At 67.0% G+C, this 25,248-nt stretch carries 24 protein-coding genes; 11 read left to right on the top strand and 13 right to left on the bottom strand.

Annotated elements, in window-relative coordinates; translation table 11 throughout:
- The first annotated feature begins 51 nt into the window (after nt 1-51).
- The 3 genes from hutH to ACFC4D_RS36585 all read left to right on the top strand — a co-directional run bounded on the left by hutH (nt 52) and on the right by ACFC4D_RS36585 (nt 3,398).
- The gene (gene hutH / locus ACFC4D_RS36595) at nt 52-1,578 is read left to right on the top strand and encodes a histidine ammonia-lyase (protein WP_376070283.1); all 1,527 of its coding nucleotides are present in this window, start codon (nt 52-54) and stop codon (nt 1,576-1,578) included.
- Nucleotides 1,575-2,273 (top strand): hypothetical protein, encoded by a 699-nt coding sequence (locus tag ACFC4D_RS36590; protein WP_376070280.1) that lies wholly within the window; start codon nt 1,575-1,577, stop codon nt 2,271-2,273. Before hutH ends, ACFC4D_RS36590 begins: the two co-directional genes overlap by 4 nt.
- Before the next feature lie 63 nt (nt 2,274-2,336).
- On the top strand, nt 2,337-3,398 hold the full coding sequence (locus tag ACFC4D_RS36585) for an aminotransferase class V-fold PLP-dependent enzyme (protein WP_376070277.1): 1,062 nt from the start codon (nt 2,337-2,339) through the stop codon (nt 3,396-3,398).
- 4 nt (nt 3,399-3,402) lie between these two features.
- Here ACFC4D_RS36585 and ACFC4D_RS36580 read toward each other — a convergent pair whose 3' ends face one another.
- Together ACFC4D_RS36580 and ACFC4D_RS36575 are read right to left on the bottom strand one after the other, a co-directional pair.
- A complete protein-coding gene (locus ACFC4D_RS36580; RefSeq protein WP_376070274.1) occupies nt 3,403-4,101 on the bottom strand; it encodes a hypothetical protein in 699 nt (232 codons plus the stop codon).
- 150 nt (nt 4,102-4,251) lie between these two features.
- Nucleotides 4,252-5,793, bottom strand: coding sequence for a carboxylesterase/lipase family protein (locus ACFC4D_RS36575; RefSeq protein ID WP_376070271.1), 1,542 nt, complete (start codon nt 5,791-5,793; stop codon nt 4,252-4,254).
- A gap of 66 nt (nt 5,794-5,859) precedes the next feature.
- Here ACFC4D_RS36575 and ACFC4D_RS36570 point away from each other — a divergent pair, with 66 nt between their 5' ends.
- The 3 genes from ACFC4D_RS36570 (at nt 5,860) to ACFC4D_RS36560 (ending at nt 10,188) form a co-directional block, all read left to right on the top strand.
- Complete coding sequence (locus ACFC4D_RS36570) at nt 5,860-7,227, top strand: ROK family protein (RefSeq protein ID WP_376070268.1); 1,368 nt, start codon at nt 5,860-5,862, stop codon at nt 7,225-7,227.
- An 88-nt stretch (nt 7,228-7,315) separates the two neighbouring features.
- Nucleotides 7,316-8,665 carry a M20/M25/M40 family metallo-hydrolase gene (locus ACFC4D_RS36565; protein ID WP_364628899.1) on the top strand — a complete coding sequence of 450 codons (1,350 nt, stop codon included), beginning with the start codon at nt 7,316-7,318 and terminating at the stop codon, nt 8,663-8,665.
- Nucleotides 8,662-10,188 carry a YfcC family protein gene (locus ACFC4D_RS36560; protein WP_376070265.1) on the top strand — a complete coding sequence of 509 codons (1,527 nt, stop codon included), beginning with the start codon at nt 8,662-8,664 and terminating at the stop codon, nt 10,186-10,188. Before ACFC4D_RS36565 ends, ACFC4D_RS36560 begins: the two co-directional genes overlap by 4 nt.
- Nucleotide 10,189: 1 nt before the next feature.
- On the opposite strand, the gene ACFC4D_RS36555 is transcribed toward ACFC4D_RS36560, so the two are convergent.
- Nucleotides 10,190-10,753, bottom strand: coding sequence for a TetR/AcrR family transcriptional regulator (locus ACFC4D_RS36555; RefSeq protein WP_376070262.1), 564 nt, complete (start codon nt 10,751-10,753; stop codon nt 10,190-10,192).
- 109 nt (nt 10,754-10,862) lie between these two features.
- Here ACFC4D_RS36555 and ACFC4D_RS36550 point away from each other — a divergent pair, with 109 nt between their 5' ends.
- Entirely contained in the window at nt 10,863-12,173 is a 1,311-nt protein-coding gene (locus ACFC4D_RS36550) for a family 1 glycosylhydrolase (protein ID WP_376070259.1), read from the top strand.
- A 50-nt stretch (nt 12,174-12,223) separates the two neighbouring features.
- On the opposite strand, the gene ACFC4D_RS36545 is transcribed toward ACFC4D_RS36550, so the two are convergent.
- Nucleotides 12,224-13,216 carry an LLM class F420-dependent oxidoreductase gene (locus ACFC4D_RS36545; RefSeq protein ID WP_364628911.1) on the bottom strand — a complete coding sequence of 331 codons (993 nt, stop codon included), beginning with the start codon at nt 13,214-13,216 and terminating at the stop codon, nt 12,224-12,226.
- Between the two features lie 110 nt (nt 13,217-13,326).
- A complete protein-coding gene (locus ACFC4D_RS36540) occupies nt 13,327-13,794 on the bottom strand; it encodes a MarR family winged helix-turn-helix transcriptional regulator (protein WP_375955625.1) in 468 nt (155 codons plus the stop codon).
- A gap of 86 nt (nt 13,795-13,880) precedes the next feature.
- Here ACFC4D_RS36540 and ACFC4D_RS36535 point away from each other — a divergent pair, with 86 nt between their 5' ends.
- Nucleotides 13,881-14,204, top strand: a complete 324-nt coding sequence (locus ACFC4D_RS36535) for a rhodanese-like domain-containing protein (protein ID WP_364628920.1) — start codon at nt 13,881-13,883, stop codon at nt 14,202-14,204.
- An 81-nt stretch (nt 14,205-14,285) separates the two neighbouring features.
- On the top strand, nt 14,286-15,008 hold the full coding sequence (locus tag ACFC4D_RS36530) for a dienelactone hydrolase family protein (RefSeq protein WP_376070256.1): 723 nt from the start codon (nt 14,286-14,288) through the stop codon (nt 15,006-15,008).
- Here ACFC4D_RS36530 and ACFC4D_RS36525 read toward each other — a convergent pair.
- The 3 genes from ACFC4D_RS36525 to ACFC4D_RS36515 form a co-directional block, all read right to left on the bottom strand.
- Nucleotides 14,909-15,811, bottom strand: a complete 903-nt coding sequence (locus ACFC4D_RS36525) for a sterol desaturase family protein (RefSeq protein ID WP_376070253.1) — start codon at nt 15,809-15,811, stop codon at nt 14,909-14,911. The two genes, ACFC4D_RS36530 and ACFC4D_RS36525, sit on opposite strands and share 100 nt — an antisense overlap.
- 118 nt (nt 15,812-15,929) lie before the next feature.
- Nucleotides 15,930-17,297: an MFS transporter gene (locus ACFC4D_RS36520; protein ID WP_376070250.1), complete on the bottom strand. Its 1,368-nt coding sequence runs from the start codon at nt 17,295-17,297 to the stop codon at nt 15,930-15,932.
- Nucleotides 17,297-17,932 (bottom strand): GntR family transcriptional regulator, encoded by a 636-nt coding sequence (locus ACFC4D_RS36515; RefSeq protein WP_376070247.1) that lies wholly within the window; start codon nt 17,930-17,932, stop codon nt 17,297-17,299. Before ACFC4D_RS36515 ends, ACFC4D_RS36520 begins: the two co-directional genes overlap by 1 nt.
- Nucleotides 17,933-18,112: 180 nt before the next feature.
- Here ACFC4D_RS36515 and ACFC4D_RS36510 point away from each other — a divergent pair, with 180 nt between their 5' ends.
- Nucleotides 18,113-18,577, top strand: a complete 465-nt coding sequence (locus ACFC4D_RS36510) for a YiiD C-terminal domain-containing protein (protein ID WP_364628932.1) — start codon at nt 18,113-18,115, stop codon at nt 18,575-18,577.
- A 71-nt stretch (nt 18,578-18,648) separates the two neighbouring features.
- Here ACFC4D_RS36510 and ACFC4D_RS36505 read toward each other — a convergent pair whose 3' ends face one another.
- From ACFC4D_RS36505 to ACFC4D_RS36490, 4 genes are all read right to left on the bottom strand, one after another.
- On the bottom strand, nt 18,649-19,869 hold the full coding sequence (locus ACFC4D_RS36505; protein WP_376070244.1) for a cytochrome P450: 1,221 nt from the start codon (nt 19,867-19,869) through the stop codon (nt 18,649-18,651).
- A 225-nt stretch (nt 19,870-20,094) separates the two neighbouring features.
- On the bottom strand, nt 20,095-21,111 hold the full coding sequence (locus ACFC4D_RS36500; protein WP_376070241.1) for an NADP-dependent oxidoreductase: 1,017 nt from the start codon (nt 21,109-21,111) through the stop codon (nt 20,095-20,097).
- Nucleotides 21,108-21,665, bottom strand: coding sequence for a TetR/AcrR family transcriptional regulator (locus tag ACFC4D_RS36495; RefSeq protein ID WP_376070239.1), 558 nt, complete (start codon nt 21,663-21,665; stop codon nt 21,108-21,110). The genes ACFC4D_RS36500 and ACFC4D_RS36495 overlap by 4 nt, the downstream gene beginning before the upstream one ends.
- A 6-nt stretch (nt 21,666-21,671) precedes the next feature.
- Nucleotides 21,672-22,364: a type 1 glutamine amidotransferase domain-containing protein gene (locus ACFC4D_RS36490; protein ID WP_376070237.1), complete on the bottom strand. Its 693-nt coding sequence runs from the start codon at nt 22,362-22,364 to the stop codon at nt 21,672-21,674.
- A gap of 118 nt (nt 22,365-22,482) precedes the next feature.
- Between ACFC4D_RS36490 and ACFC4D_RS36485 the strand changes: the two genes are divergently transcribed.
- Entirely contained in the window at nt 22,483-23,409 is a 927-nt protein-coding gene (locus tag ACFC4D_RS36485) for a LysR family transcriptional regulator (RefSeq protein WP_376070235.1), read from the top strand.
- A gap of 39 nt (nt 23,410-23,448) precedes the next feature.
- Here ACFC4D_RS36485 and ACFC4D_RS36480 read toward each other — a convergent pair whose 3' ends face one another.
- Nucleotides 23,449-25,215 (bottom strand): oleate hydratase, encoded by a 1,767-nt coding sequence (locus tag ACFC4D_RS36480; RefSeq protein ID WP_376070233.1) that lies wholly within the window; start codon nt 25,213-25,215, stop codon nt 23,449-23,451.
- Between the last annotated feature and the right edge of the window lie 33 nt (nt 25,216-25,248).

Below are 25,248 nucleotides of genomic sequence, written 5' to 3'. Positions count from 1 at the left end.
ACTGCGTCATCGAATGCTGCGAACTGGTGCTCGGGGGAGAGGAAACCAGTCGTGACCGTGTCATCGGCTCCGACCGTCGTGCTGCGCTTTCCGGGCACGCTCACCACATCGCATCTGGAGGCCGCGCGGGGCCCGATCCGCGTGGAGATCTCCGATGCCGCCCTACACGACGTTCGGGAGTGCCGCGACTTCGTCGATGAGCTGATCCGTTCCGGCAGACCGGTTTACGGTGCCACCACCGGCTACGGCGCACTCGTCGGCTATCACGCCGAGCCCGACGGCGCCGAACATTCGCGGGGCCTGGTCGACTTCCTCTCCGTCGGCCAGGGACCGCCGCTGCCGCCGGAGTTGGTGCGCGCCATGCTGCTCGCGCGGGTATGGAGTCTGGCGCACGGCAATTCCGGCGTCTCGCCCGCGATACTGCACCGCCTGGTCGAGGTGCTCGGCACCGGCCTGGCCCCGGTGGTGCCGGAGTACGGATCCGTCGGCGCGAGCGGGGATCTGGTGCCGCTCGCGCACGCCACCGCCGCGCTCATGGGACGCGGGGACATGTTCGAGGGGGTGGAACGGCTGCCGGCCGAGGTCGCGCTCGCCCGTGCGGGCCTGTCGCCGCTGCCGCTGGCGGGCCGCGATGGACTGGCGCTGGTCAACGGCACCGCACTGACCGGCGCGGCGGGCGGGCTGGCCTGCGCGCAGGCGTCGCGCGCGGTGCGCACCAGCCTGCTGCTCACCGCCGCGCTCGCCGAAATCCTCGGTGTGGACACCGAATTCGCCGACGCGACACTGGCCGAAGCCTCCGGGCACGGCGGCGCGGAGATGGCGGCCCGGCTGCTGCGCGCTCTGCTGGCGGGTTCGGTGCCCTCCGGTACGCGTCCGCTACAGGAGCCGTACAGCCTGCGCTGTGTACCGCAGCTGGTCGGTGCGGCGCTCACCTCGGTGCGGCACGCGACCAGCGTCGTCACCGCCGATCTCAATGGGGTCAGCGACAATCCGCTGTTCTTCCCGCGGGTGGGGGAGGTGGTGCACGGCGGCAATTTCTTCGGTCAGCCGGTCGCCTTCGCCGCGGATCTGGTCTCCAGCGCGCTCACCCAGCTCGCCAATCTCGCTGAGCGGCAACTGGATCTGCTCATGGATCCGCACCGCAATACCGGCTTGCCCCCGTCGCTGTCCGCCGCGCCGGGCCGCAGGCACGGATTGACCGGTGTGCAGATCGCCGCCACCGCCATCGTGGTGGCCATGCGGCGCGCGGCCATTCCCGCTGCGATGCAGAGCATTTCCACCAACCAGCACAACCAGGACATCGTCCCCTTCGGCACGCAGGCCGCGCTCACCGCGTACGAGCAGGCGCGCAAGCTGCGCTGGATACACGGTTCGCTGGCGGTGGGGTTGCGGCAGGCGCTGCACCTGGCTGACGACCCGCCGCTGTCGGCGGCCGGTGCGGCCTTCTTCGAACAGCTCTGCGCCGCAGTCGCTCCCGTGGATCCGGACCGGCCGCTCGATGTGGATGTGCGCCGTGCGGCCGATCTGCTGGACGACATATCGGCCGCCGAAACGGAATTCGAAGGGCAATGGAAATGACCGTCGCACCGGAAGACCCCGGCAAACTGCTGCTGTGCCTCGAATCCACGGTGGGTGCACCACAATCCGACATCGAGCAACTGCCCTGGTTGGTCGAGTTGCGTGAATTCCGGGCGCGCATAGCGTGGAACAGCGGCCGTCGCCCCGATTTCCGGCAAACCGACGGCACTTTCGCCGATCCGGACCCGCACGATCTGCGCGCCTATCACCTCATGGTGCGAACCGATGCGGGCGAGCTGATCGCGTGCTGTCGCTACGCGCCGCTGGAAGCGCTGCCGTGCAGTCGAATTCGCGAACTCGATCCGGTGGGCGCGGACCGCATCGCTGGAGAACTCGGTTGTCTGGACGCCGAAATGCTGGAGGGCGGACGCCTGCTGGTCGCCCTGCAGTGGCGGCATTACGGCCTCGCGACCGAACTGCTGCTCGCCGGAACGGCTTTGGCGCGGCTGCTCGACCGCCGCGCCATCTGGGGCACCGCCGGGGTGCGCGACGGGCAGGAGCATGTGTTCCTGCGCCTGGGCTACCACTGTGCGGCGGCCGATCTCATCCCCGCCCCGCACTACGATGACGAACTCCGCATCATCGTGTGTGATCCGGCGCGCGTTCCGGCCGCCATCGAACCGCGCATCACCGCGCTCGCCACCGAACTGCGCGGTCTGCTCGGTCGTATCGAACCCCACCGCACCGGAGCGTGAATCATGCCAGTTCCGGTACCAGTGGATATTTCGCACCGGATGCCGGATGGGCAGACTTGGTAGATGACGATCGCGTCGAATCCGGCCCTGCTGTCCGATACCGTCCGGGAGGCGTTCGCCCCGACGGTCACCTATCTGAACGCGGCCGGGTACGGACTCATGCCCCGCGCGGTGCTGCATGCCGTCGAAGCGGCCGAACGCGGCAGGGCGAGCGGTGAATTCGAGATAGCGGACGTCGACGCCACCATGCGCGCCTGCCGTGCCGCCTTCGGCGCACTGGCCGGGGTGCGCCCGGATCAGGTGGCGGTCGGGGCGCAGGTGTCCCAACTCGTCGGGCTGATCGCGCAGAGCCTGCCCGCCGGTGCCCAGGTGCTGGTGGGCGAACATGAATTCACCTCGGTGACATGGCCTTTCCTGGCGCGCGATGATCTGCGGGTGCGGATCGTACCGATGGCGGAACTGGCCGCCTCGGTGCTGCCGGAGGACGATGTCGTTGCCGTGGCCGCGGTCCAATCGGCCGATGGCTACGTGGTGGACGCCGCGGCGCTGACCGCCGCCGCACACGCCAACGGCGCGCGCGTACTGCTCGATGTGAGTCAGGCCGCGGGCTGGCTGCCGGTGCACGACACCGGCGCGGATTGGATTGTCAGCGTCGGGTTCAAATGGCTGCTGGGTCCCAAGGGCACCGCGTTCCTGGCCGGAACCGATGCCGCGCTCGATGCGCTGCGCCCGATCGCCGCGGGCTGGTACGCCGGGGACGAGCCGTGGCAGACCTGTTATGACGCGCCGCTGCGACTGGCGAGCGATGCCCGCAGATTCGATGTCTCGCCGGTCTGGCCCGCCTGGCTCGGCCAGCAACCGGCGCTGGAACTACTGCTCGAGGTGGAGATCGAGAACATCCGGCGGCACAATCTCGCGCTCGCGAACCGCCTGCGCACGGGTCTCGGTCTGCCCGTGGGCAATTCGGCCATTCTGTCGGTACCGGTGACATCGGAGACGCTGGAGCGATTGCGCTCCGCGCGGGTGATCGGTGCGGTTCGAGCCGGGCGGCTGCGGCTGGGTTGCCACCTCTACAACACCGAGGCCGATATCGACCGGGCCTTGAACGTGCTCACCGATCACTGACCGGTCAGATCGGCTGGTAGCCCGCGCCCAGGCCGCCGTGCGCGTCCGCGTCCGCCCGGATCGCGTCGAAGGACACCGCGACCACCGGCGAATGCAGGGGATTGGCGGAATTGGTGCAGCTGAAACGCATTCCGGCGGTGTCACTGATCAGCGCCCGCGATACCAGCCCCACCAGCCGATTGCCGACGGTCAGCGGACCGCCCGAATCGCCGTAGCTCGAACACGCCTGATCGATGAAACCGCCCGGCCCCGCGGACCATACGACGCCGCAGGCGAATCCGATGGTGCGCCCGTTCTGGCAGGCCACATCCAAAGCGGTGGGGGCGGAGCCGATTTCGGTGATGGTGGTCGCGCCCACCGTGCGCAGCGGGGTCACCTTGGCGGGATCGAATTCGATGACGCCGTAATCGAGATCATTGTCGGAGTCCCGCATCACCCCGACCACGCCCGCGTCCGGGAACTGCTCGCCGCGCACCGGTGTCCCCGCTTCGGCGCAGTGTCCGGCGGTGAAGCCGACCAGGCGGCCGGCGGCGTCATTGCCGATGGTGGTGAGCGTGCATTTGGTGGACCGGCCGAGCACGATTCCGGACCCGCCGCCCAGCGCGGCCTCGGTCTCGCCCGGTGCGGCCTGCGCCTGCGTGACCGGCAGCCCGAGCATGGCCATCATGACGGCGGGCACGGCCCACCGGCGAAATCCGAGCATCTGGAACCACCCATCCGTCTCGACACCCTCCGACCTCGGAGTTGCCCTCAGTTTGCCATTGCGGTGCATGGACGGGGCATACCCGGTGCGCCCGCCGTCACGCTCGCCGGTCGATATTCGGCGGGGCGGCGGGCGCGGCCGGTTTCCGGGTCAGCGCGACCAGAGCGCGCGCTGACCGGCGAAGGGATCGGCCTGCACCCGGGGTGAATCCGACCAGATCATGGTCTGGCGCTGCTCCGGGGTGTAGCGCGGCCAGGCCGTACCTGGATCGCCGGAGGTGATGAAGGACACCCAGGATTTGTGCACCGCGTCCGCGAGGGACTGCGGTGGATTGTCACCGGCCACCGCGGTGACGCCCTGCGCCTTCAGACAGTCGAAGGCGAACGGCACATCGAGGCAGTGGAAGGAGCTGCCCTGGAATTTCGGCGCGCTCGACGCCCAGGTGAACTCGTACAGCCAGGTGGGCTGATTGCGGGTCGCGCGGTCCTCGGCCAGCCGGTAGGTGGGTGCGCGCAGCAGCAGATCGCTCTGCGCCTGGCCGAGCAGCTGTGCGGCATTGTCACCCGGGTACGCGGTGCGGAAGGCGTCGATATCGCCGGGCGGCAGGCCCATGGCGGCGAAGGCGACGGGCAGGGTGGCATCGGTGACCGGCTGCTCGCTCGCCATACCGTTGAATTCGTCGCGGGTGAAGCCGAGCAGCAGCGGAACATTGGTCGCCCCACCGGATTTCAGCAGCTCCGGGGTGGACTGCGGAATGGTGCCGCCGTCGGCGAACGGGGCCAGTCCCAGGGCGGACACGGTCCCGCTGTCGGGGCCGATGGCGCGCAGCTTATCCTCGAGATCCTGAATCTGGCTGCCGGACAACCCATTCAGCGCCGCCGTGGTGGCGGGCAGGCCGGTGCGCCTGGTGAACAGTTCGGCCTCGGCCACCGCGGTCGCCAGATCATTGGGCTGCGACACCGCGCCGGAGGCCGAAATACCCGCGTGGAAAAGACCTTTCGCGGACGGTGCGGCCATGAGCGCCCACACCGCGCCGCCGCCCGCGGACTGCCCGGCGATCGTCACCCGGCCCGGATCACCGCCGAAGGCCGCGATATTGTCGCGCACCCAGGTCAGCGCCGCGATCCAGTCCAGTACCCCGCGATTGTCCGGTGCGCCCTGAACCCGCAGGAACCCCTCGATGCCGAGCCGATAGCCGACGGACACCACGATCACGCCGTCCCGATTGAAGGCCGCGCCGTCGTACCAGGGACTGGCCGCACTGCCCGCCACGAAGCCGCCGCCGTGAATCCACACCAGCACGGGCAGTTTCGCGCCGGTATCGGGTGTGAAGACGTTCAGGTTGAGCACCCCGTCGCCCGGGATGCTGGGCTCCGGAATCGCGGTCACCTCGGAGAGCCCCTTGCGCTGCGCGGTGGGCCCGTACTTCGTGCAATGGAGCGTCTCGCGCCACGGGGTCGGCGGCACGGGGGCCGCGAATCGCAGCTCGCCCACCGGCGGCTGCGCGTAGGGGATACCCAGATACGCGGTGCCGGTCTCGCGCCGCACCCCTTTGACCGGTCCGTACGTGGTGGTGATCGTGTCCGCCGGGCCGGTCTTGTCATCGGACTTGCTCGTCGAACACGCGGTGGCCAATGCCAGTGCGCCCGTTCCGAGCAGGAGTGAACGGCGTCTGAAGTGCGGCACTGGCATGGCAAACCTCTGGTCCATATTTAAGTCAACGGTTGAAATAATTATGGGCCAGCATAATGTCGACCTGTGAAGCACGCACATCCGCAGGGGGACATCGCGCGGCGCCCGGCCGATTCCGCCGCGGTGCGCCGCCGCAATCTGGGTGCGGTGCTGCGGCATATCGCCGAGCACGGTCCGTGCGCGCGGACCGATATCGCGACCGCCACCGGATTGGCGCACGGTTCGGTCACCGCGCTCGTCGGCGATCTGATCGAACGCGGACTCGTGTACGAGGACGATGCGTTGCGCAGTGGAGGGCGGGGTCGCCCGGGCCGTCCGCTGCGGCTCGCCGCGCGCCGCGCGCTGTCGGTGGCCGTGCAGATCACCTCCGAGCAATTACGCGTGGTCGTCGCCGATCTCGGGGGTGAGATCGTCTGGCGCGAGTCCGCACCGCATCGCAGTGCGCCCGGCCGACCGGAATCCATGGCCGACGCGGTCGCGACCGCCGTGCTGCGCGCCAAGCACGCCGCCGTCGCGACGGTGCGATCGGAATGCGGTGCTGTCGGGCCGGTAGCCGTCGAAAGCGATTCCGCCGCAGTTGCTTCCGACACGATCGGTGCTGTCGGGCGAGCGGGCGAGCCGGATTCGGCAGATTCGGTGCCGGTGCGGATAGTGATCGCGATGGCTGGGCCGGTGCGCGATGACGCCGCGCAAACGGTCATGGCTGCGGCGGATTTCGGGTGGTTGGAGCCGGTGCGGCTGGGGGAACTGGTGGCGGAGCGACTGCCCGGGATCGGGTGTCCGATCGATGTGGTCAATGACGGGAATTCGGCGGCGCTGGCCGAGTATCACGCGCGCGGTCGGCGGGGCAGGCTGGTGCTGATCGAGGCGGGCACCGGTATCGGCGGTGGCGTTGTGCTGAACGGGCGCATTGAAATCGGCAGTCACGGGGTGGCGGGGGAGCCGGGGCATATGCCGGTCGCGCTGGACGGGCCGGTATGCCTGTGCGGGGCGCGCGGATGCCTGGTCCTCTATGCCGGGCCGGAGGCGGTGCTCACCGCGGCCGGGCTGGGGGAGGAGTTCGCCCGGGACGGGCTGGAGGCCGCCTCGGCGCTGTTGATCGACGCGCTGGCGGCGGGTGACGCCCGCGCGGCGGCCGCGCTGGAGACCGCGGGGCATGCGCTCGGCGCGGTGATCATGAGCATCACCGCACTGCTGGATGTGGATGAGGTCGTGCTCGGCGGGCTGCTGGCGCAATGGTTTCCCTGTCTGGAGCCGACCATCACGGCTCGGCTGGCCGGGCGGCGGGCATTGGCGCGCGGGGTGGAACTCGGAATCGGACCGGCGGTGCTGGGGGAGGACGCCATGCTGCTCGGTGCAATCGAATTCGCCAGGCGCACAGTGCTTTCCGATCCGGCCACGGTGCCGGTGCGGGCGGACTCGCCCGGGATCTGAAACACGCCAGCAGTGGCGTGACCTGGCGGTTCGGCAAAGATCGCCACAGATTCGCTGATCTGACCGCGAGTGGTGGTTTCATAGCGGAATGGATCTGCGGCCGGACCTGCGTGGCACTGTCGGCGACCTCATGCCCGAGCTGAAGGATCTGCTCGAGCGGCTGGTCGCAATCCCCTCCATCGCCTTCCCGGACTATCCGAAAGAGAATGTGCAGCGCGCGCACGATCTGGTAGCGGATGAGTTGCGAAAGTCCGGAGTCGCGGATATCTCGGTATTGAATCTGCCGGATACCTCCCCGGTCATCTACGGCCGGATTCCACCGCCGCCCGGCGCGCCGACGGTACTGCTGTACGGCCACTACGACGTTCAGCCCTCGGGCGATGAAAGTCTATGGAATACACCGCCGTTCACGCCGACCGAAAAGGACGGCGCGATCTACGGGCGCGGCGCGGCGGACTGCAAGGCCAATGTCGTCGCCCATATCGGGGCGCTGCGGGCCTACGGCGGCAAACCGCCGGTCGGGGTCACCATCGTCATCGAGGGCCAGGAGGAGTACGGCTCCGGCTTCGACGACTATCCGGGGGAGAAGCCGGACCTGTTCCAGGCCGACGCCCTGCTCATCTGCGATGCCGGGAATATCCGCGCGGGCACGCCCACCCTGGTCACCGCATTGCGCGGTGTCGCGGATGTTTTCGTCGAGGTGCGCACGCTCGCCGCCCCCGTGCACTCGGGGCAGTTCGGCGGTGCCGCCCCGGACGCGCTGCTCGCACTGGTGGCCGGGCTCGCCACCCTGCACGACGCGGATGGCAATGTGGCCGTGAAAGGTCTGCGCCGGGACGACTGGACCGGTGCGAACTACACCGATCAGGAATTCGCCGAAATCACCGGTATGGCACCGGGAATGCCGCTGCTCGGCACCGGCCCGATCGGTGAGCGCATCTGGTACGGCCCGGCCATCACGGTGATCGGCCTGGACGCGCCGCCGGTGAAAACCGCTGCGTCGGCGGTGGTTCCGTATGCCAAGGCGTATTTGAACGTGCGCGTGCACCCGGAGCAGGATCCGGCCGAGGGGCAGCGCGCGGTCATCGAACACCTGAAGAAGGTCAAGCCGTACGGCATCGAATTGACCGTCACGGGTGGTGATGTCGGCGCCGGATTCGCCGCCGGGACAACCGGTCCCGCGTACGCCGCTATGCGTGAGGCCATGGGCAAGGCGTGGAATACCGAGGTGGTCGATTCGGCCATGGGCGGCTCCATTCCGCTCACCAATTCCATGGCCGCGGCCAATCCGAACGCCGAGGTGATCATGATCGGCGCGGAGGACTCCAAATGCAATATGCACGGCTTCAATGAGCGAGTCCTGTTGAGCGAGTTGAGCAATACCGCGCTCGCCGAGGCCGAGTTCTTCCAGCTGTTCGCGAACAGGATGCGCAAATGAGCGACACCACGGTGGCCGATCCGGCTCCCGCTCCGAAACCCGCGCAGCACAAGAAGAAACGCGGCTTCCCCTCCACCTACACGATTCTGGCGGGCGTCACGGTCGCGGTGTGGCTGGCGGCCTTCGTGATTCCGCCGGGTGCGTACCAGATGGACGACAAGGGCCACACCATCGCCGGGTCGTATCACCGCATCGAGGGTGCGAAGGGTTTCGGCGAGCGCCTGCGGGATCTGTTCCTCGCGCCGGTGAACGGGCTCTACGGGATTCAGGGGCAGGACGGTCAGGTCGCGCCCGACAGTTCCGGTGCGCTCTACGGTGCGGCGGCGGTCTTCCTGTTCGTGCTCGCGGTGGGCGCGTTCATCACCGTCGCCTTCGCCACCGGCGCGCTGGACAGCGGAATCGGGCGGCTGGCCTATAAATTGCGCAGCCGGTCCTTCCTGTTGATCGTCGGCATCATGGTGGTGTTCGCCATCGCGGGCACGGTGGAGGGCTTCGCGGAGGAAACGCTGGGCTTCTACGCGCTGCTGGTCCCGCTGATGCTCGCGCTCGGTTATGACCGGATGACGGCGGTCGGGGCGATCATCGCGGGTGCGGGCATCGGCGTGCTGTGTTCCACGGTCAACCCGTTCGCCACCGGTACCGCCTCCTCGGCGGCGAATGTGGCCATCGGCGACGGCATTGTGCTGCGGCTGGCCATGCTGGTGGTGCTCACCATCGTCACCGTCGCGTATGTGCTCTGGTACGCCCGGCGGGTCAAGAACGATCCGGACAAGTCCTGGTCCGGCTGGCAGCCCGGGGACCGGGATGTGAAAGCCGAAGAGCATGAACCGGATCCGCTGACCGCGCGGCAGGTGGCGGTGCTCTGGCTGGTCGGGCTCACCTTCGCGTTCATGATCTTCTCGATCATTCCGTGGGGCACGGTGATCAATGGTCCGGACGCGAAATCCTTTCCGTGGGAACTGGATTGGTATTTCCCGGAGCTGACCGCGCTGTTCCTGGTCGGTGCGGTGGTGATCGGCCTGGTGGGCGGGCTCGGTGAGGGCAAGATGTCCGAGGCCATCGGCAAGGGATTCGGCGATTTTGTCGGCGCGGGCATCGTGATCGTGCTGGCGCGCGGGGTCACGGTGATCATGAACAACACCCAGATCACCAGTACCGTGCTGCACGCCCTGGAGGGCGTGGTGACCGGGACGTCGTCGGCGGTGTTCGCGGTCGCGGTATTCCTGGTGAATGTGCCGCTCGCCTTCCTGATTCCATCCACCTCGGGGCATGCCACGCTGGCCATGCCGATCATGGCCCCGCTCGCGGATTTCGCGAATGTGCCGCGCTCGCTGGTGGTCACGGCATGGCAGTCGGCCTCGGGCTGGGCGAATCTGGTCACGCCGACCACCGCCGTGGTGACCGGTGGTATCGCACTGGCCAAGGTGCGCTACGACCGGTACGTCAAGTTCATCGCGCCGCTGATGGGCATTCTGTTCGTGCTGATCTGCGTATTCCTGGCCGTCGCGGCCTGGATCGGCTGACTCAGCGAATCAGGTTGTGCCAGCACCGTTCCAGATGTGCGGCCATATCGAAGCTCGGATCGATGAGCCAGCGCGATTGCAGGCCGTCGGCGAGGGCGAACAGCGTGGTGGCGGCGTCGTCGGGGTCCAGGTGCGCGGGCAGTCGCCCGGCATCGCGCAGGGCGCGCAGCGAGTGCGAAAAGCCTTCGATGCCAAGGCGATACCGTTCGCGCATATAGTCGTGCGCGGGGTGGCGGGGGTCGGCGGCGGCCGCCTGCATATGGGTGAACAGTTCGATGAGCCCCGGCACCCGGGCATTGCGCCGCACCACGTCGATGAAGGCTTCCGGAGTGTATTCGGCCGCGGCCGCCACATCGGTCTCATCGCGGCGGCGCAGCACCGCGACGAACAGTTCCTCCTTGGAACCGAAGTAGTGCAGCAGACCGCCCTGGCTCAGGCCGACCGCCTCGGCCAGTTCGGCGACCGAGGTGGCCAGATAACCGCGCTCGGCAATGGTGCGCAGCGCGGCGTCGAGAATCTGCTCTCGCCGCTCGATGCCCTTGCCGTAGGGTCCCCGTTTCGCCACGCACAGAGTCTAAAGCCAGGTCCGGGGTGTTCTTGCCACTCAAAACCGAGCGCTGTACGGTTTTCAATGCGGCCACTGCCGCGCACAAGCGAAGGAGAATCCGGTTCCGATGCGTGTCCGTCCTCGATATTTCGCCCCCGCCGCCCTGGTCGCCGCCACCCTCGTCCTCGGCATCACCCCGGCCGCCGCCCGGCCCGCCCCGCCGACCCAGGTAGCACCGCTGGGCAGCGATTTCCTCTGGGGCGTGGCGGCCTCCGGTTTCCAATCCGAGGGCGACGCCCCCGACAGCAATTGGTCGCGCTACGTCGCGCAGGGCAAAACCGATGACCCGTACCGGGACTCGATCGACTTCCACTCCCGCTTCCGCTCGGATATCCAACTCGCCAAGAACCTCGGTGTGAAGGTGTACCGCATGGGCATCGAATGGGCCCGCGTACAACCACAACCCGGCGTATGGGACGAGAACGGCCTGAAGTTCTACGACGACGTCATCTCCACCATCACCGCCGCGGGCATGCAACCCATGCTCACCCTCGACCACTGGGTCTACCCCGGCTGGGAGGTCGATCGCGGCGGCTGGAACAACCCCGACATCGTGCCGGACTGGCTGGCCAACGCGCGCACCGTCGTGGACCGCTACGCCCATTTCAACCCGCTCTGGGTCACCTTCAACGAGCCGGTCATGTACATGCTCAACGAGACCCGCCACGGCGGCATCTCGGCCGCGACCATTCCCGCCATGACCGATCGAATCGCCCAGGCGCACAACGGCATCTACGACTACATCCATCGGGTACAGCCGGGAGCCATGGTGACGAGCAATGTCGCCTACATCCCGACGGCCGAGGACGCGATCAACGGCCCGCTCATGAACGCGATCGCCGCGAAGCTGGACTACATCGGCATCGACTACTACTACGGCATGTCCCCGGACGATATGCGCGCCATCTCCACCGAACTCTGGAAGAACTCATTGCAGCCCGAGGGCATCTACTATGCGCTGCAACACTATTCGCGGGCCTTCCCGGGTAAGCCGCTCTATATCGTCGAGAACGGCATGCCCACCGAGAACGGCCTCCCGCGCGCCGATGGCTACACCCGTGCCGACGACCTCCGCGACACCGTCTACTGGATCCAGCGCGCCAAGGCCGACGGTATGAACGTCATCGGCTACAACTATTGGAGCCTCACCGACAACTACGAATGGGGTTCCTACACACCCCGTTTCGGTCTCTACACGGTGGACGTGCTGACCGATCCCACCCTCACCCGCAAGCCCACCGACGCGGTCCCCGCCTATACGGCCATCACCGCCAACAGCGGTGTCCCCACCGACTATCGCCCCACCCGCGACCCCAAGGCGTGCTCCCTGGTGGACGCCCTGGCCAGCTGCGCCGACCCGGTCACCGTCCCGCGCTGATCGGACGCAAACGCCCCCGGCCGCAATGGGCCGGGGGCGTAGGTGATCCGTCAGCGCAGGGCGGGGATTACCTCGTTCTCGAAGATCTCGATGCCCGTGGTGTCGTAGGCGGCTTCCGGGAAGTAGTGGATGCTGTACGACAGGCCGAGATCCTTTGTGCGGGTGATGTTCTCGATGACCTGCTCGGGGGTGCCCACGGCGGGGCTGTTGCGGAAGAGGCTGTCCACATGGGACTTGGCGGCTTCCTCGCCGAGGGTTTTGGCGAAGCGGACTTCCAGATCGGTGAGGCGCTGCTGGACCTCGGATTCGGTCGCGCCCACCAGGGTGTTGAAGTTGGAGCTGCGGGTGATGGCATCGAAGTCGGTGCCGACCTTATCGCAGTGGCCGCGCAGCAGCTCCGACTTGTGGGCGAACTCCGTCGGATCGCCCGAGAAATTGGTGTACTGCGCGTACTTAGCGGCAATCCGCAGCGTCACCTTCTCGCCGCCGCCCGCCACCCAGATCGGAATTCCGCCCTCCTGCAACGGAAGCGGGCGGACGATGGCGTTGTCCACCTGATAGTGCTTACCGTCCAGGGTGGCCGCACCGGTGGTCCACGCCTGCTTGAAGATCTGCACGCCCTCGTCGAGGCGGCCCAGACGTTCACCGGCGGAAGGGAATCCGTAGCCGTAGGCGCGCCATTCGTGTTCGTACCAGCCGCCGCCGATGCCCATTTCCACGCGGCCGCCGGAGATCAGGTCGACGGTGGCGGCCACCTTGGCCAGGTAGGCCGGATTGCGGTAGCTGATGGCGGTGCACATCTGGCCGAGGCGGATGCGGGAGGTGGTGGCGGCGAAGGCGGACATCAGGGTCCACGCCTCGTGGGTCGCCTCTTCGGTGGGGACCGGCACGGTGTGGAAGTGGTCGTACACCCACAGCGATTCCCAGTCCGCGTTCGCGTCCGCGCGCTGGGCGAGATCGCGCATTACGTCCCACTGTGCGGCGGGGTCGATATCGACCAGGTCCAGCCGCCAGCCCTGTGGGATGAAGATGCCGAAACGCACGAGTTGTCTCCTCCGTATGGATGGATGGTTCCGGCGATCCACCCTTCCCCCTCGTCAGCGCGAGGGCAACTATTCGACTCCGAGCGCGCCGAACTCCCAGGCCGGTGCGATCAGCGGGTGCGCCGCGGTGCCGGATCGGGTAGCTCGGCCGGGCTGAGCACCTTGTGCAGGGCGTTCGCCACCGTCTCCAGCTCCGCGTGATCCAGTTGTCCGCCGAAGCGGCGTTCGATGCCCGCGAGATAGTGCGGTGCCGCCTCCCGGAATCGCTCCCGTCCCTTATCGGTGATGCCGACGAAGGCGGAGCGGCCGTCATCGGGATTGGATTCGCGTCGCACCAGCCCGTGGGACTCCATCTCGGTGACCAACCGGCTCACCCGAGTTCGGCTCAGCACCACGCGCTCACCCAGATCGCTCATTCGGAGTTGGTGCGGCCCATCGAGTTCCAGCAGGACGTCGTACCAGCTCAGCGGTAGTCCGGTGGCGCGGCGCAGTTCGGCGTCGAGTTCGGGCACCAGTGTGGCGTGCACCTGGAGCAGCGCGGCCCAGGCGGCGACGGCGGGGTGGGATTTCGGCGGCACCGGTTCAGCATAACCGGTTGCGTGCGCGCGCACATAAGTAGTAGCGTGCACACGCACATACTTTTGTGTTCGGGAAAGGAAAACCCATGACCACGTTGATCACTCGCGAAGAACTGGCGCACGAGATCGAGGCCGGAGCGGTGACGGTGCTGGACGCCCTCGGCGGCGAGTACTACGCCAAGGCGCATCTGCCGGGTGCGATCGCCCTGGTGGAGGCGGACGTCGAGACCCTGGCCCCGCGACTGCTGCCCGATAAGACGGCCGCCATCGTCACCTACTGTTCCAACGCCGCCTGCCCCAACAGTCAGAATGTCGCGGGCAAGCTGGAGCGGCTCGGCTATACCAACGTGCGCAAATACCGTGACGGCATTCAGGATTGGGCCGAGGCGGGCCTGCCAATCGAGAGTTAAGCCCGGAGAAATCGTCCCAGACGCTCTAGAATTCGCAGCAGTCATCATTCGGTGTTCGCAGACTGCGGAGGGGGCTCGTCGATGAGCTCAATGCAATTGGACGCGCCCGACGGGCCCATCGAGGCCTATCTCGCCACACCGTCGGGCGACGGCCCGTGGCCGGGGGTGGTGGTGCTGCACGACATGCTCGGTATCGGCAGCGCCGTACAGAAATCCACCCGAATGCTCGCCGATCACGGGTATCTCGCCATCGCACCGGACCTGTTCGCGCGCGGCAGGGTTCGGTGCGTACCGGGCATGATCCGCGACCTCATGGGCAATAACCGCGATGGCGTCGCGGTCCGCGATATTCTCGCCGCCCGCGCCCAGCTGACCAATGATCCGCGCTGCACCGGCAAGGTCGCGGTGGCGGGCTTCTGTCTCGGCGGCGCGTTCGCGCTGCTCGCGGCCACCGAGGGATTCGACGCGGCCGCGCCGTTCTATCCCGCCGGACGCGGCAATTACGAGGAGATGCTGCGCGGAACCTGCCCGGTGGTGGCCAGCTACGGCCGGCGCGATCCCCAGAACATCGGGCGCGGGCCGAAACTCGAGCGCGTCCTCACCGCGGCCGGGGTGCCGAATGATGTGAAAACCTATGCGGCATCGGGGCATTCGTTCGCCGATGACCATCCGGGGCAGCCGCTGCTGAAGGTGATGGGCCTTGGCTACAACGCCGACGCCACATCCGACGCCTGGCGGCGCATCTTCGCCTTCTTCGACAACCACTTATCACCCGGCGACCAGCCCGGCGGGCCGAAGGAATAACCCAGCCAGTCCCGAATTCGCCTGCTGGAGCGCAGATCCCGCCACAGTGCGCCGAACTCGTAGTACTGCAATGTGAGTACGTTGCCGCTGTCGATATTCTTCGTCAAACCGTAAGTGGGACGGAATGTTTCGGCCCGGAAGGTGCCGAACATCCGGTCCCACAGAATGAATATGCCGCCGTAGTTCCGGTCCAGGTACTCCGCGTCGCTGGCGTGGTGCACGCGATGGTGCGAGGGCGTATTGAACACGAACTCGAACCAGCGCGGCAGCCGCCCGATGGTCTCGGTGTGCACCCAGAACTGATAGATCAGATTGAACGACCAGGCGGTGAACACCATCCACGGCGGTACGCCCAGCAGCGGCAGCGGAATCCACGCCAGCAGCTCGAACCACGGATTCCACTTCTGCCGCAGCGCGGTCGCGTAGTTGAAGTACCGGCTGTTGTGGTGCACCTGATGCGCCGCCCACACCACCCGCACCCGATGCGAGGTGCGGTGATAGACGTACCAGAGCACGTCGACCGCCAGGATCACCGCGACCCAGCTCAGTGGATTGCGCGGATCGACCTGCCACGGCGCGTGCATGTACAGCACCGCGTACCCGAGCAGCGCCACGAATTTGGCCGCACCACTGACGAAGATCGATACCAATCCCATGATCAGGCTGTTGCGCGCATCGGACTTCTCGTATCCGGTGCGCTCGTCACCGTGCGCCCGCAGCGAGAGGATCTCCACCACCATGGCGAGCACGAAGAACGGGATCGCATACGTCACGGGCTGATTGATCTGGTCCCACAGATTCACGGCGGCTACTCCACTCCCGCGCCGATGTGCGCGCGGTCACTACATCTGCACCGACTGTAAGGCCCGCGACGCGATCTCCGGAAGCCCGCGTTTCCGGAAACGTTCGTGCTGCCGACATTCAGCCTCGGCGACAGCGCGTGACCAGCGCCAGACAGCCCACCGCCAGTGCGGCGACGACGCCGAACATGGCCGGATAGCCGACACCGGTGCCGTCGTGCAGCATCGCCATGACGGCGGGCACGCCGAAGCCCAGATAGCTGACCGCGTAGAAGACCGCGGTCAGACCCGCGAGATCCTCCGGCCCCGCCATCCGCTCGATCTCCAGGAGCCCGGCCACCAGGCCGATGCCGAAGCCCATACCGAGGACGGCGGCGGTGGCAATGGTGAGCCACAGCGTGAGCGCCCCCGAAGCCGCGGCGGCCAACACCATTCCGGCGATCACCAGAATCAGCGCCAGCACCGGCAATCGAATGGTGCCCGGCCGATCCAGTTTGCGCGCCACCGATTGAATGGCGAAACCGCACCCGAGCGTGATCACGGTGATGAGCGCCGAGAACGCGATGGGCGCACCGTGCACGCGCGGCATCATCAAGGTCGGCATGATCGCGTAGGCGGTGGCCGATGAGGTGAACAGCCACAGCGAGACCGGCAACGCGACCAGCCGGAACCGCCGATGCGCCGCGGCCGGAACCTTGAGATCATCCAGCAGTCGAGCGGTAGTCGGCACGGGCACAAGGGTTTCCGGCGTCCGGGTCAGCGCGGCGGCAGCGGCCAGGCACAACCCCACATTGATCAGATAGGGCAGCACATCCGGTAGCGGACCCCACTGCGCCAGCACTCCCGCCACACCCGCACCCACACCGAACCCGCCGGTGAGACTCATGGCCGAACGCCGCGCCCCGAGCCCGGAAGCGTTCTCGCCCGCGAACGGCGGCTGCGAAAGTTCCTTGAGCCAACTGCTGCCCACCGCCATGGCCAAGCCGATGGCGACACCGCTGAGCACGCGACCGGCGGAAAGCATTGGCACGGAAGAAGACCCGAAGGCGAGCAGCAACGATCCGGCCGCCGCGATCAACGGCGCGGGCCGCATGAGCCGCCCCCGCCCGTATCGATCCGACAGCGGCCCGCCGATCAGCAACGCGGGCACGATCCCCAGCACATACTCGAACAGCAGCAGATCAACGGTGGTGACCGGCAACCCGTCCCGCTTGTACATCACCAGCAACGGCGTGAATTCGTTTCCGCCCCAGGCGATAGCGAAGATAGCCGCGCTGACGCTGATCCACGCCCGGCTGTGTGTCGCCCGCGTCGCGATGGGCCGGTCCAGGACGGCGACGGTGGTCGTCACACCCGCCGCGTCGTTGAGACTGCCTGCGTGGCCCATATTTTCGCCCGCGGTGCCCGGTCGAGCGGTCATGGAGTTCGAGTCGGCCTGCTGCCGTGCGGGGGTCGCGCGGGAATCGAAGTCGTTGATTTCGTTCGCCATCACAGCCCTCTGATGGTCACGCCGTGCACGTCCATGAGGTGCTGGGCGAGGGCGGTGGCGAAGCCCGCGGTGTCGCCGGATTCGATGAGGTCGGCGAGGCGGGCGTGCTGGGCGATGATGCGGTCGGTGTGGATTTCGCCGTGGCGCAGGGCGACGCTGTTCATGCGGCGCTGGCGTTCACGGAGCGAGTCGTAGAAGCCGGCGAGCAGGGGATTGCCCGCGGCGACCACGTATTCGCGGTGGAAGTCGGCGTCCACGACGGCGAATTCGTCGAGGTCACCGCTCGCGGCGAGGGCGCGCTGGCGATCCAGGGAGACGTGCAGGCGGGCGATGAGGGCCGACCGGTCGGTCTCGGCGAGAGCGCGCACGGCACCCGTCTCGACGACATAGCGCGCCTGTGTCACGTCCTCCGCTTCGTGCGAGGGCACCGGCACCACCAGCGCACCGCGCTTGGGGTACAGCTTCATCCAGCCCTCGGTCTCGAGCCGCAGGAACGCCTCCCGCACCGGCGTGCGCGAGGTGCCGAGCGCGGTGGCGATCTCGCCCTCGCTGATCAGCTCGCCACCGGGGAGTTCCCCGCTCAGGATGCGTTCCTTGACCTCGCGGTAGGCCCGCTCGGCGGATGAATACGTCATAGACACAAGTTGCATCCTAGGTATCCGACCGGTCGGATTTGCTGGGATGTGGCCGGTCTCACCGCCCTGCCGTACGGGCCCCGCGGCCACGCCGACCCGGGGACTTGCGCGCGCCGAACCTTTGGCACGATGATCTGTGCTGTTGGCATGCTGCCAGTAAGTCTGACAGGGAGGTCCCGCATGGCGAATGACGCCACCCCGCCGCTGAACGAAGTCGTGAACGGCGCACTCGAATTCACGATTCCGATCGCGCACAAGATGGGCATCAAGGCTACCGAGGTCCGGCCGGGCTACGCCGCCACCCGGGTTCCCATCGAGGGCAACGGCAATCACTTCGGCGTCATGTACGCGGGCGTGCTGTTCACCGTCGCGGAAATCCTGGGCGGTGCGCTCGCGGTCGCCAGTTTCGATGGCGCGCTGTACTACCCGCTGGTCAAGGACCTGCACATCTACTTCCGCAAGCCCGCCGCCACCGATGTGACCGCGGTGGCAGAGCTATCGGAGTCCGAGATCGCCCGGATCGCCGAGGAAGCGGAGTTGAAGGGCAAGTCCGACTTCACCCTGAAGGCGACCGTCACCGATGCCAATGGCGTCGTCGTCGCCGAGACCGAGGGTGTCTACCAGCTGCGCGCCCACCGCAAGTAGGCGGACGGGCCCGGTATCGCACGCCGATACCGGGCCGCGGCGGCCCGGTATCTCGGCATGAACGCCGCCGATCAGGCGATGCGCAGCGGGAGCCGGTGATGTCGGCGCACGAAGATGCTCGGAAACCATTGCGGCGGTGCGTCATCCACCAGGGTGAAGGTCGAGGTGCGGTCCAGTAGCGCGGTCAGCGCGGTGGTGGCCTCGAGTTTCGCCAGCGCCGACCCGACGCAGAAGTGCACGCCGCGGCCGAAGGCCAGATTGTTCGCGCCACTGCGGCGATCCAGATCCGGGGCGTCCGGATCGTCGAAGCGGGCCGGATCACGGTTGGCCGCGCCCCAGGAGAGCAGCAGGTGGCTGCCCGCCGCGAGTTCGATGCCGCCGAGCGTGGTGTCCGCGGTGACGTGCCGATGATGCCCTCGGAATGGCGATTCCAGGCGCAGCGCCTCATCCAGGAACGCGGGCAGCAGGGCGGGCTCGCGCCGGAGTTCCGCTTGCAGCTCGGGGTTTTCGGCCAGTATGCGAACGGCATTGGCGATCAGCCCGGCCGAGGATTCACCGCCCGCGCCCACCAACTGCACCAGCACCAGTACGGCCACGGTATCGGTCAGTGTGCCCGCGGCGCAGGCTCTCGCGAGCACGCCCAGTAGGTCATCGCCCGGGTTCGCCTCGGCGGCCTTGAAGGTGGTGTACAGGTAGCCGGTGAGTTCCGCCGCCGCGGTGACCGAACGGCCGAACCCATCGGAATCGACTACGCCGCCGAGCATTTCGGTGCTGTCGTAGGCCCAGTCGAGCAGCCGCGGGACATCCGCGTTCGGCAGTCCGATGATATCGGCGACCAGGGCGAGCGGGAGCCGGTCGGCGACGGCGGTCGCCCAGTCGATGCGGCCGTCACGCGCATGCGCGGACCACAGGCTGTCCACGAGCTCGCGGACGGTCGGTCCGAGACCGCGAATTCGCTTGGCGAGCAAGGGTTGTACGAGTTTGCGATGCGCCAGATGTGTCGGATCGTCGGCGGTGGCGAGCACATGCACGGCTTGACCGCCGCCATCCATATCGAAAGTGGCGGGCGGACCGTCGCTCTGCCGCAGCAGCACCCCGGTCAGGTTGGAGGAGAAGGCATCCGGCCGCCCGATCGCCTCGGCGACCAGATCCCAGGAGGTGACCAGGTGGAAGTCCGTCCCCGGGATCCGATACACCGGAGACCGCTCCCGCAGCCGGTGATACAGCGGGTACGGATTGTCCAGGTGGACGGGATCGAAGATATCGATCGCGTCCGGTGCGGTCTGCGTCATTGCCCACTCCGGTGTCGGGAACCTCTGGTGGGCACACCGTCTCCGCTGCTGATCCGGGTGTCAACAAGTGTCTCCGGGTGAGACGCCAGTGGACCCGCCCGATGCGATGAGTCGGCCTCGTAGTTCGTGAAATACACTGGTGAAAGCATGAATTCGCCGCGAGACAGAAGATGTCTTCTGTCTCGCGGCGAGATATTCGCGACCGCTGCGAGCGCAGCCGGATCTCTACCCGTTATGCGGCAGGCGCACCAGCATCTTGCCGGTATTGGCACCGCTCATCATGGCCGTGAACGCATCCAGCGTCTGCTCGATCCCGTCCACCACGGTCTCCTCGGCGCGCAGCGAACCGTCGGCCAGCCAGCCCGCCGCCTGTCCGATCCACTCCGGGGCCTGATGCAGATGATCGCTGACATTCATGCCGCGCAGGTTGATTCGCTTACCGATGGCCAGCGGCAGATGCGCGGGTCCGGGGGCGAGTTCGGTGTCGTTGTACACCGAGATGGCCCCGCACAGCGCGATCCGCCCGTACCGGTTCATGGCCACCAGCGCGGCATCGAGGTGATCGCCGCCCACATTATCGAAGTACACATCGATGCCCTCGGGCGCGGCAATGGCCAACTGCCCCACCAGATCACCCTCGCGATAGTCGATGGCGGCATCGAAGCCGAATTCGTTCAGCAGCCGCGCGGTCTTGGCCGGGCCGCCCGCGGATCCGATCACCTTGGACGCGCCGAGCCGCTTGGCGACCTGACCCGCGATCGAGCCCACCGCACCGGCCGCGCCGGAGATGAACACGACATCGCCCTCCTTGACCGGGGCGACCTCGGTGAGACCCGCGTACGCGGTGATGCCGGTGGTGCCGAGCACGCCCAAATACGCTTGCGCGGGCGCGATTTCGACATTCACGACCTGTACGGCGGCGCCGTCGAGCAGCGCGTATTCCCGCCAGCCGTAGAAATGGCTGACGACCGTGCCGACCGGCACATCGTCCGCGGCCGAGGCGACCACGGTGCCGACGGCCCCGCCGGTCATGGCCTCACCGAGCACGAAAGGCGGGATATAGGATTCGACATCGTTCATGCGCCCGCGCATGTACGGATCCACCGACAGCCAGTCATTGCGCACCAGTACCTGTCCCGGCCCGGGCTCGGGCAGCGTGACAGTGGCGAGTTCGAAATCGCCGGGCTTGGGCTCGCCGAAGGGGCGGGCGATCAGACGCCATTCACGGCTGTCCACGGTCATTGCTGTTCTCCTTCAAAGGTTTTCGATGGCGCGCCGAGCCCGGCCAGGACGGCGTCGGACGCGGTGCGCAGTAGATCGGGGCGGCCCGCCGAGAGCAGCCCGATGGTGGCGGCCAGCACGATCCGGGCGGCGTCACCCGGCCGTTCCAGCTCGGCCGCGGCGAGCACTCCGGTGAGTAGCTCGTGCAGTTCATCGGTGAAGCCGCGGCAGATATCCCCGCACAGCCGGGCCTGTTCGTCGAGCAGTTCGGCGGCGTGCGGTGAGGCGGCGAACGGTCCCGCCATCAGTTCGGCCTTGGCGGTGACGATGCCGAAGACCCGGTCCGCCAGGGGAATCGGCGCGACCGCTGATTCCCGCGCGGCGGTCAGCGCCTGCTCGTGCAGCCGTTCGGCGATGCGCCGCACGGCATCGTCCTTATTGCGTACGTACTGGTAGACCGCCGACCTGGAAACGCCTGTCTCAGCGGCGATATCGTCCATGGTGGTGCGCCGCGCCCCGTACCGCAGCAGGCAGCGCAGGGTGGCGTCCAGGACATCGGCGGTCCGATCGGGCATGGCGGGTCAGAGCGCCTTCAGCAACTCCGCCGCCAGCGGGGCGGAGGAGGCCGGGTTCTGCCCGGTGTAGAGATTGCGGTCGACCTCGATATGCGGGGCCCACGGCTCGCCCTCGCGGAAGTCGGTTCCCAGTTCGACGAGCCGATCCTGGAGCAGCCATTTGGCCTTGTCCGCCAATCCGGCCTGGGTCTCCTCGGCATTGGTGAAGCCGGTGAGCCGGTAGCCCGCGAACGGCGACTTGCCGTCGGCGTCGGCGGTGGCGAGCAGTGCGGCCGGGGCATGGCACACCACACCCAGCGGCTTGCCCGAAGCCAGTGCGGCGGTGAGCAATTCGCCGGAGACCGGATTGACGGCCAGATCTTCCATCGGCCCGTGCCCGCCGGGGTAGTAGACCGCGTCGTAGTCTGCGAGGTCGACCGTGCCGAGCTCGATCGGTTCGCTCAATTCGGTTGCCTTGCGCAGGGTTTCGGCGACCTTCTCCGCGCCCTCGGGACCGCCGTTGGCCTCGGGGGCGAGACTGCCGCGATCGATCGGCGGTACCACCGCGCCCGGGGTCGCGACGACGATGTCGTGCCCGGCTGCCTTGAACGCCTCGTACGGCGCGGCGAACTCCTCGGCCCAGTACCCGGTGGGGTGCTGGGTGCCGTCGGCCAGCGTCCAATGATCGACGCCGGTCATGACGAACAGGACCTTGGCCATGATGCTCCTCGCTCGGAATGATGTAGTACCGATGAACTGACACTTCGTATGCGGAATGTCAGGTTGTCGGGTTCCACCGTAGGTACGCGAACATAGATCGACCAATAGACTCGCCTATATGAGACATAGGCAAACCGATGGATCCGTGGATTTGGCGCAGCTCCGGACGTTTCTCGCCGTCTACCGGGCCGGATCGCTCACCGCGGGCGCGAGCCAGGTCGGCCTCTCCCAGCCTACTGTGACGACGCAGTTGCAGGCACTGGAACGACACCTGGGCCGCCCGCTCTTCGAACGCCTGCCGCGCGGGGTGAGTCCCACCGCGGCCGCGCACGATCTGGCCACCCGGGTGGCCGATCCGCTCGACGCGCTGGAGACCGTGGTCGCCGATTCGCCCGAGGCGGACACCCCCGAACCGCCGGTGCTGCTCGGCGGTCCCGCGGAACTGCTCGCCGCGCTCACCCTGCCCGCCCTGGCCCCGCTCATCTCCCGGGGCATCCGGTTCACCGTCACCACCGGACTGGCCGATGATCTGCTCACCGATCTGCGCCTGGGCAAACTCGATCTGGTGCTGTCCACCATTCGCCCGCGCGGGCGCACCGTCCTGGCCGAACCGCTGGCCGATGAGGAGTTCGTGCTCGTCGCCGCACCGCAGGTGGCCGCGCATATCGATATCGAGCGATTGCGCGTCAATGATCTCGCGGGGGTGCCGCTCATCAGTTATGCGGCGGATCTGCCCATCCTGCGCCGCTATTGGCGGCACGTTTTCGACACCCGGCTGGAAGCCGAAGCGGCTCTTGTGATTCCGGATCTGCGCGCGGTGCTGTCCGCGGTCGTCGCGGGTGCGGGACTGTCGGTGCTGCCGCGCTATCTGTGCGCGCGTGAACTCGACGCGGGATCGATTGTGACACTGCTGGATCCGGAGGATTCGCCGATCAATACGGTCTATCTCGCCCGTCGCGTCGGCGGTCCGGCCCGCCCGCATATAGATTTGGTTCGTACCCGCCTGGTGGAGGCCGCGGAAGTGTGGCGGGCCTGCGTGCACTGAGCACGCCGACCCGCCACGGTTCCGAAATACGCTGCGGCGCTACTTATCCGAGATCAAACCGAATTCGCTGAGCAGTTCGCCCACCTCGGTCGAATCGAGGCGTTTGAACAGCTGTTTGCGCAGGATCTGCGGTCCGGGCAGATCGATGGCCTTGCCATCGCGTAGTCGGCTGGTCGCCGCCAGCAGTGAGCGGATGTCATAGGTGGAGTTGAAGACCTCCGGCACCCCGCGCTCGATGTTCAGCAGCTGATACGCCGCCTCCATACCGGTGCGCACCGAATACTCGGTGGTGAAGATGCAATCGCGGCTGGTTTCGGAGAACTGCCCGATGAACGCGAAATTGACCGATCCGTCCGGCACCACGTTCGGCCGGTCACCGGCCTTGCGCGGCATGAAGAACGCGGTCACGTACGGCATCATGCACGGTACGCAGGTGGCGGCGTTCGCGGCCAGATCCGGAATATCGGCGACCGGAACACCCATGTGGTACAGCCATTCCTGGGTGATCTCCTCGCCCGTGCACTCCTGCATGGTCTTCTTCACGTAGTCGCCGGGCACATCCACGAACAGCGAATACACCCACACCACGATCTGATCTTTGGGCTGCTGTTTGAAGTGCGGCTGCCGGTTCACCGTCCAGCTCATCAGCCAGCTCGAATCCTTCACCGTGACAATGCCGCCGGTGACGACCTTGCCGCTGAACGGATCTCGCTTACAGATCTTCTGAATGTATTCGGGGATGCGCTGATCCAGCGTGGTGACGGTGGCCGATTCCCATTTGGTCTTCTCGATATCGCCCGCGAATACCTCCGGGCGGCCGAACACCGGATCCTTCGCCGCGAGGGTGCGCCACAGATCCCAGGCGGGCGCGGGGCCCTTGTTCAGTTTCGCGGGGGTGTCCTGATCGCCCTCATCGGAATTCTCGGTCAGCGAGCCGATGGTCATGAGCAGCAGATCGTTCTCGCTCAGATCCACCCCGCCCTCCACGCCCTCGGACACCCAGTGAATCCGCGTGGCCTGTTTGCGTTTCCCGCTCAGATCGAAGTCCACATCGGTGACCGTGGTATCGAATTTGAAGTTCACGCCCTGATCGAGCAGCCACTGATACAGCGGCAGCACCAGCGATTCGTACTGGTTGTACTTGGTGAACTTGAGCGCCGAGAAGTCCGGCAGACCGCCGATATGGTGGATGAAGCGGTGCAGGTACAGCTTCATCTCCAGCGCGCTGTGCCATTCTTCGAAGGCGAACATGGTGCGCCAGTACAGCCAGAAGTTGCTCTGCAGGAAGTCTTTCGAGAAGACCTCGTCGATGCGCTTGTCCTCCATCTCCTCGCGCGTGGCGAGGAAGACCTTGACGATCTCCTTCTGCGCCTTGTCATTCAGCGTGAACAGGCCGTCGGTGTGCGCGTCCTGACCGCGTTCCACGGTGGCGCGCTGGAGCGAGAAGTTCGGATCGTCCTTGTTCAGCCAGTAGAACTCGTCCAGCACGCTGGCCCCGTCGATCTCCATGGACGGGATGGTGCGATACAGGTCCCACAGGCATTCGAAATGGTTCTCCATCTCGCGGCCGCCGCGAATGACGAAGCCCTTCTTGGGTTTACGGATACCGTCCAGCGCGCCGCCGGGCAGTTTCAACTCCTCCAGAATGGTGATCTTGTCACCCGGCAACTGCCCGTCGCGGATCAGGAAGGCGGCTCCGGACAGCGAGGCGAGGCCGGACCCGACGAACCACGCCGTTTTGCCGTCGACGCCCTCGGGCTTACGCGGGCGCGCGAAGGCTTCGTAATTGCCGCTGCTGTAGAACATGTGACTCCCATCCCTGGTTGTTTCGAACTTCGG

The organism is Nocardia sp. NPDC056000 (genome assembly GCF_042269265.1).
Classification (GTDB): Bacteria; Actinomycetota; Actinomycetes; order Mycobacteriales; family Mycobacteriaceae; genus Nocardia.
This window is presented reverse-complemented; position numbering and strand designations above follow the sequence as displayed.

Bases quoted from the DNA above. Each gene is read 5' to 3' on its own strand.
- ACFC4D_RS36550 (WP_376070259.1), top strand. From the start codon at position 10,863: ATGCGTGTCCGTCCTCGATATTTCGCCCCCGCCGCCCTGGTCGCCGCC.
- ACFC4D_RS36530 (WP_376070256.1), top strand. From the start codon at position 14,286: ATGAGCTCAATGCAATTGGACGCGCCCGACGGGCCCATCGAGGCCTAT.
- ACFC4D_RS36490 (WP_376070237.1), bottom strand. From the start codon at position 22,364: ATGGCCAAGGTCCTGTTCGTCATGACCGGCGTCGATCATTGGACGCTG.
- ACFC4D_RS36520 (WP_376070250.1), bottom strand. From the start codon at position 17,297: ATGGCGAACGAAATCAACGACTTCGATTCCCGCGCGACCCCCGCACGG.
- ACFC4D_RS36560 (WP_376070265.1), top strand. From the start codon at position 8,662: ATGAGCGACACCACGGTGGCCGATCCGGCTCCCGCTCCGAAACCCGCG.
- ACFC4D_RS36535 (WP_364628920.1), top strand. From the start codon at position 13,881: ATGACCACGTTGATCACTCGCGAAGAACTGGCGCACGAGATCGAGGCC.
- ACFC4D_RS36495 (WP_376070239.1), bottom strand. From the start codon at position 21,665: ATGCCCGATCGGACCGCCGATGTCCTGGACGCCACCCTGCGCTGCCTG.
- ACFC4D_RS36580 (WP_376070274.1), bottom strand. From the start codon at position 4,101: ATGCTCGGATTTCGCCGGTGGGCCGTGCCCGCCGTCATGATGGCCATG.
- ACFC4D_RS36565 (WP_364628899.1), top strand. From the start codon at position 7,316: ATGGATCTGCGGCCGGACCTGCGTGGCACTGTCGGCGACCTCATGCCC.
- ACFC4D_RS36515 (WP_376070247.1), bottom strand. From the start codon at position 17,932: ATGACGTATTCATCCGCCGAGCGGGCCTACCGCGAGGTCAAGGAACGC.
- ACFC4D_RS36590 (WP_376070280.1), top strand. From the start codon at position 1,575: ATGACCGTCGCACCGGAAGACCCCGGCAAACTGCTGCTGTGCCTCGAA.
- ACFC4D_RS36505 (WP_376070244.1), bottom strand. From the start codon at position 19,869: ATGACGCAGACCGCACCGGACGCGATCGATATCTTCGATCCCGTCCAC.
- ACFC4D_RS36480 (WP_376070233.1), bottom strand. From the start codon at position 25,215: ATGTTCTACAGCAGCGGCAATTACGAAGCCTTCGCGCGCCCGCGTAAG.
- ACFC4D_RS36510 (WP_364628932.1), top strand. From the start codon at position 18,113: ATGGCGAATGACGCCACCCCGCCGCTGAACGAAGTCGTGAACGGCGCA.
- ACFC4D_RS36500 (WP_376070241.1), bottom strand. From the start codon at position 21,111: ATGACCGTGGACAGCCGTGAATGGCGTCTGATCGCCCGCCCCTTCGGC.
- ACFC4D_RS36485 (WP_376070235.1), top strand. From the start codon at position 22,483: ATGAGACATAGGCAAACCGATGGATCCGTGGATTTGGCGCAGCTCCGG.
- ACFC4D_RS36585 (WP_376070277.1), top strand. From the start codon at position 2,337: ATGACGATCGCGTCGAATCCGGCCCTGCTGTCCGATACCGTCCGGGAG.
- ACFC4D_RS36575 (WP_376070271.1), bottom strand. From the start codon at position 5,793: ATGCCAGTGCCGCACTTCAGACGCCGTTCACTCCTGCTCGGAACGGGC.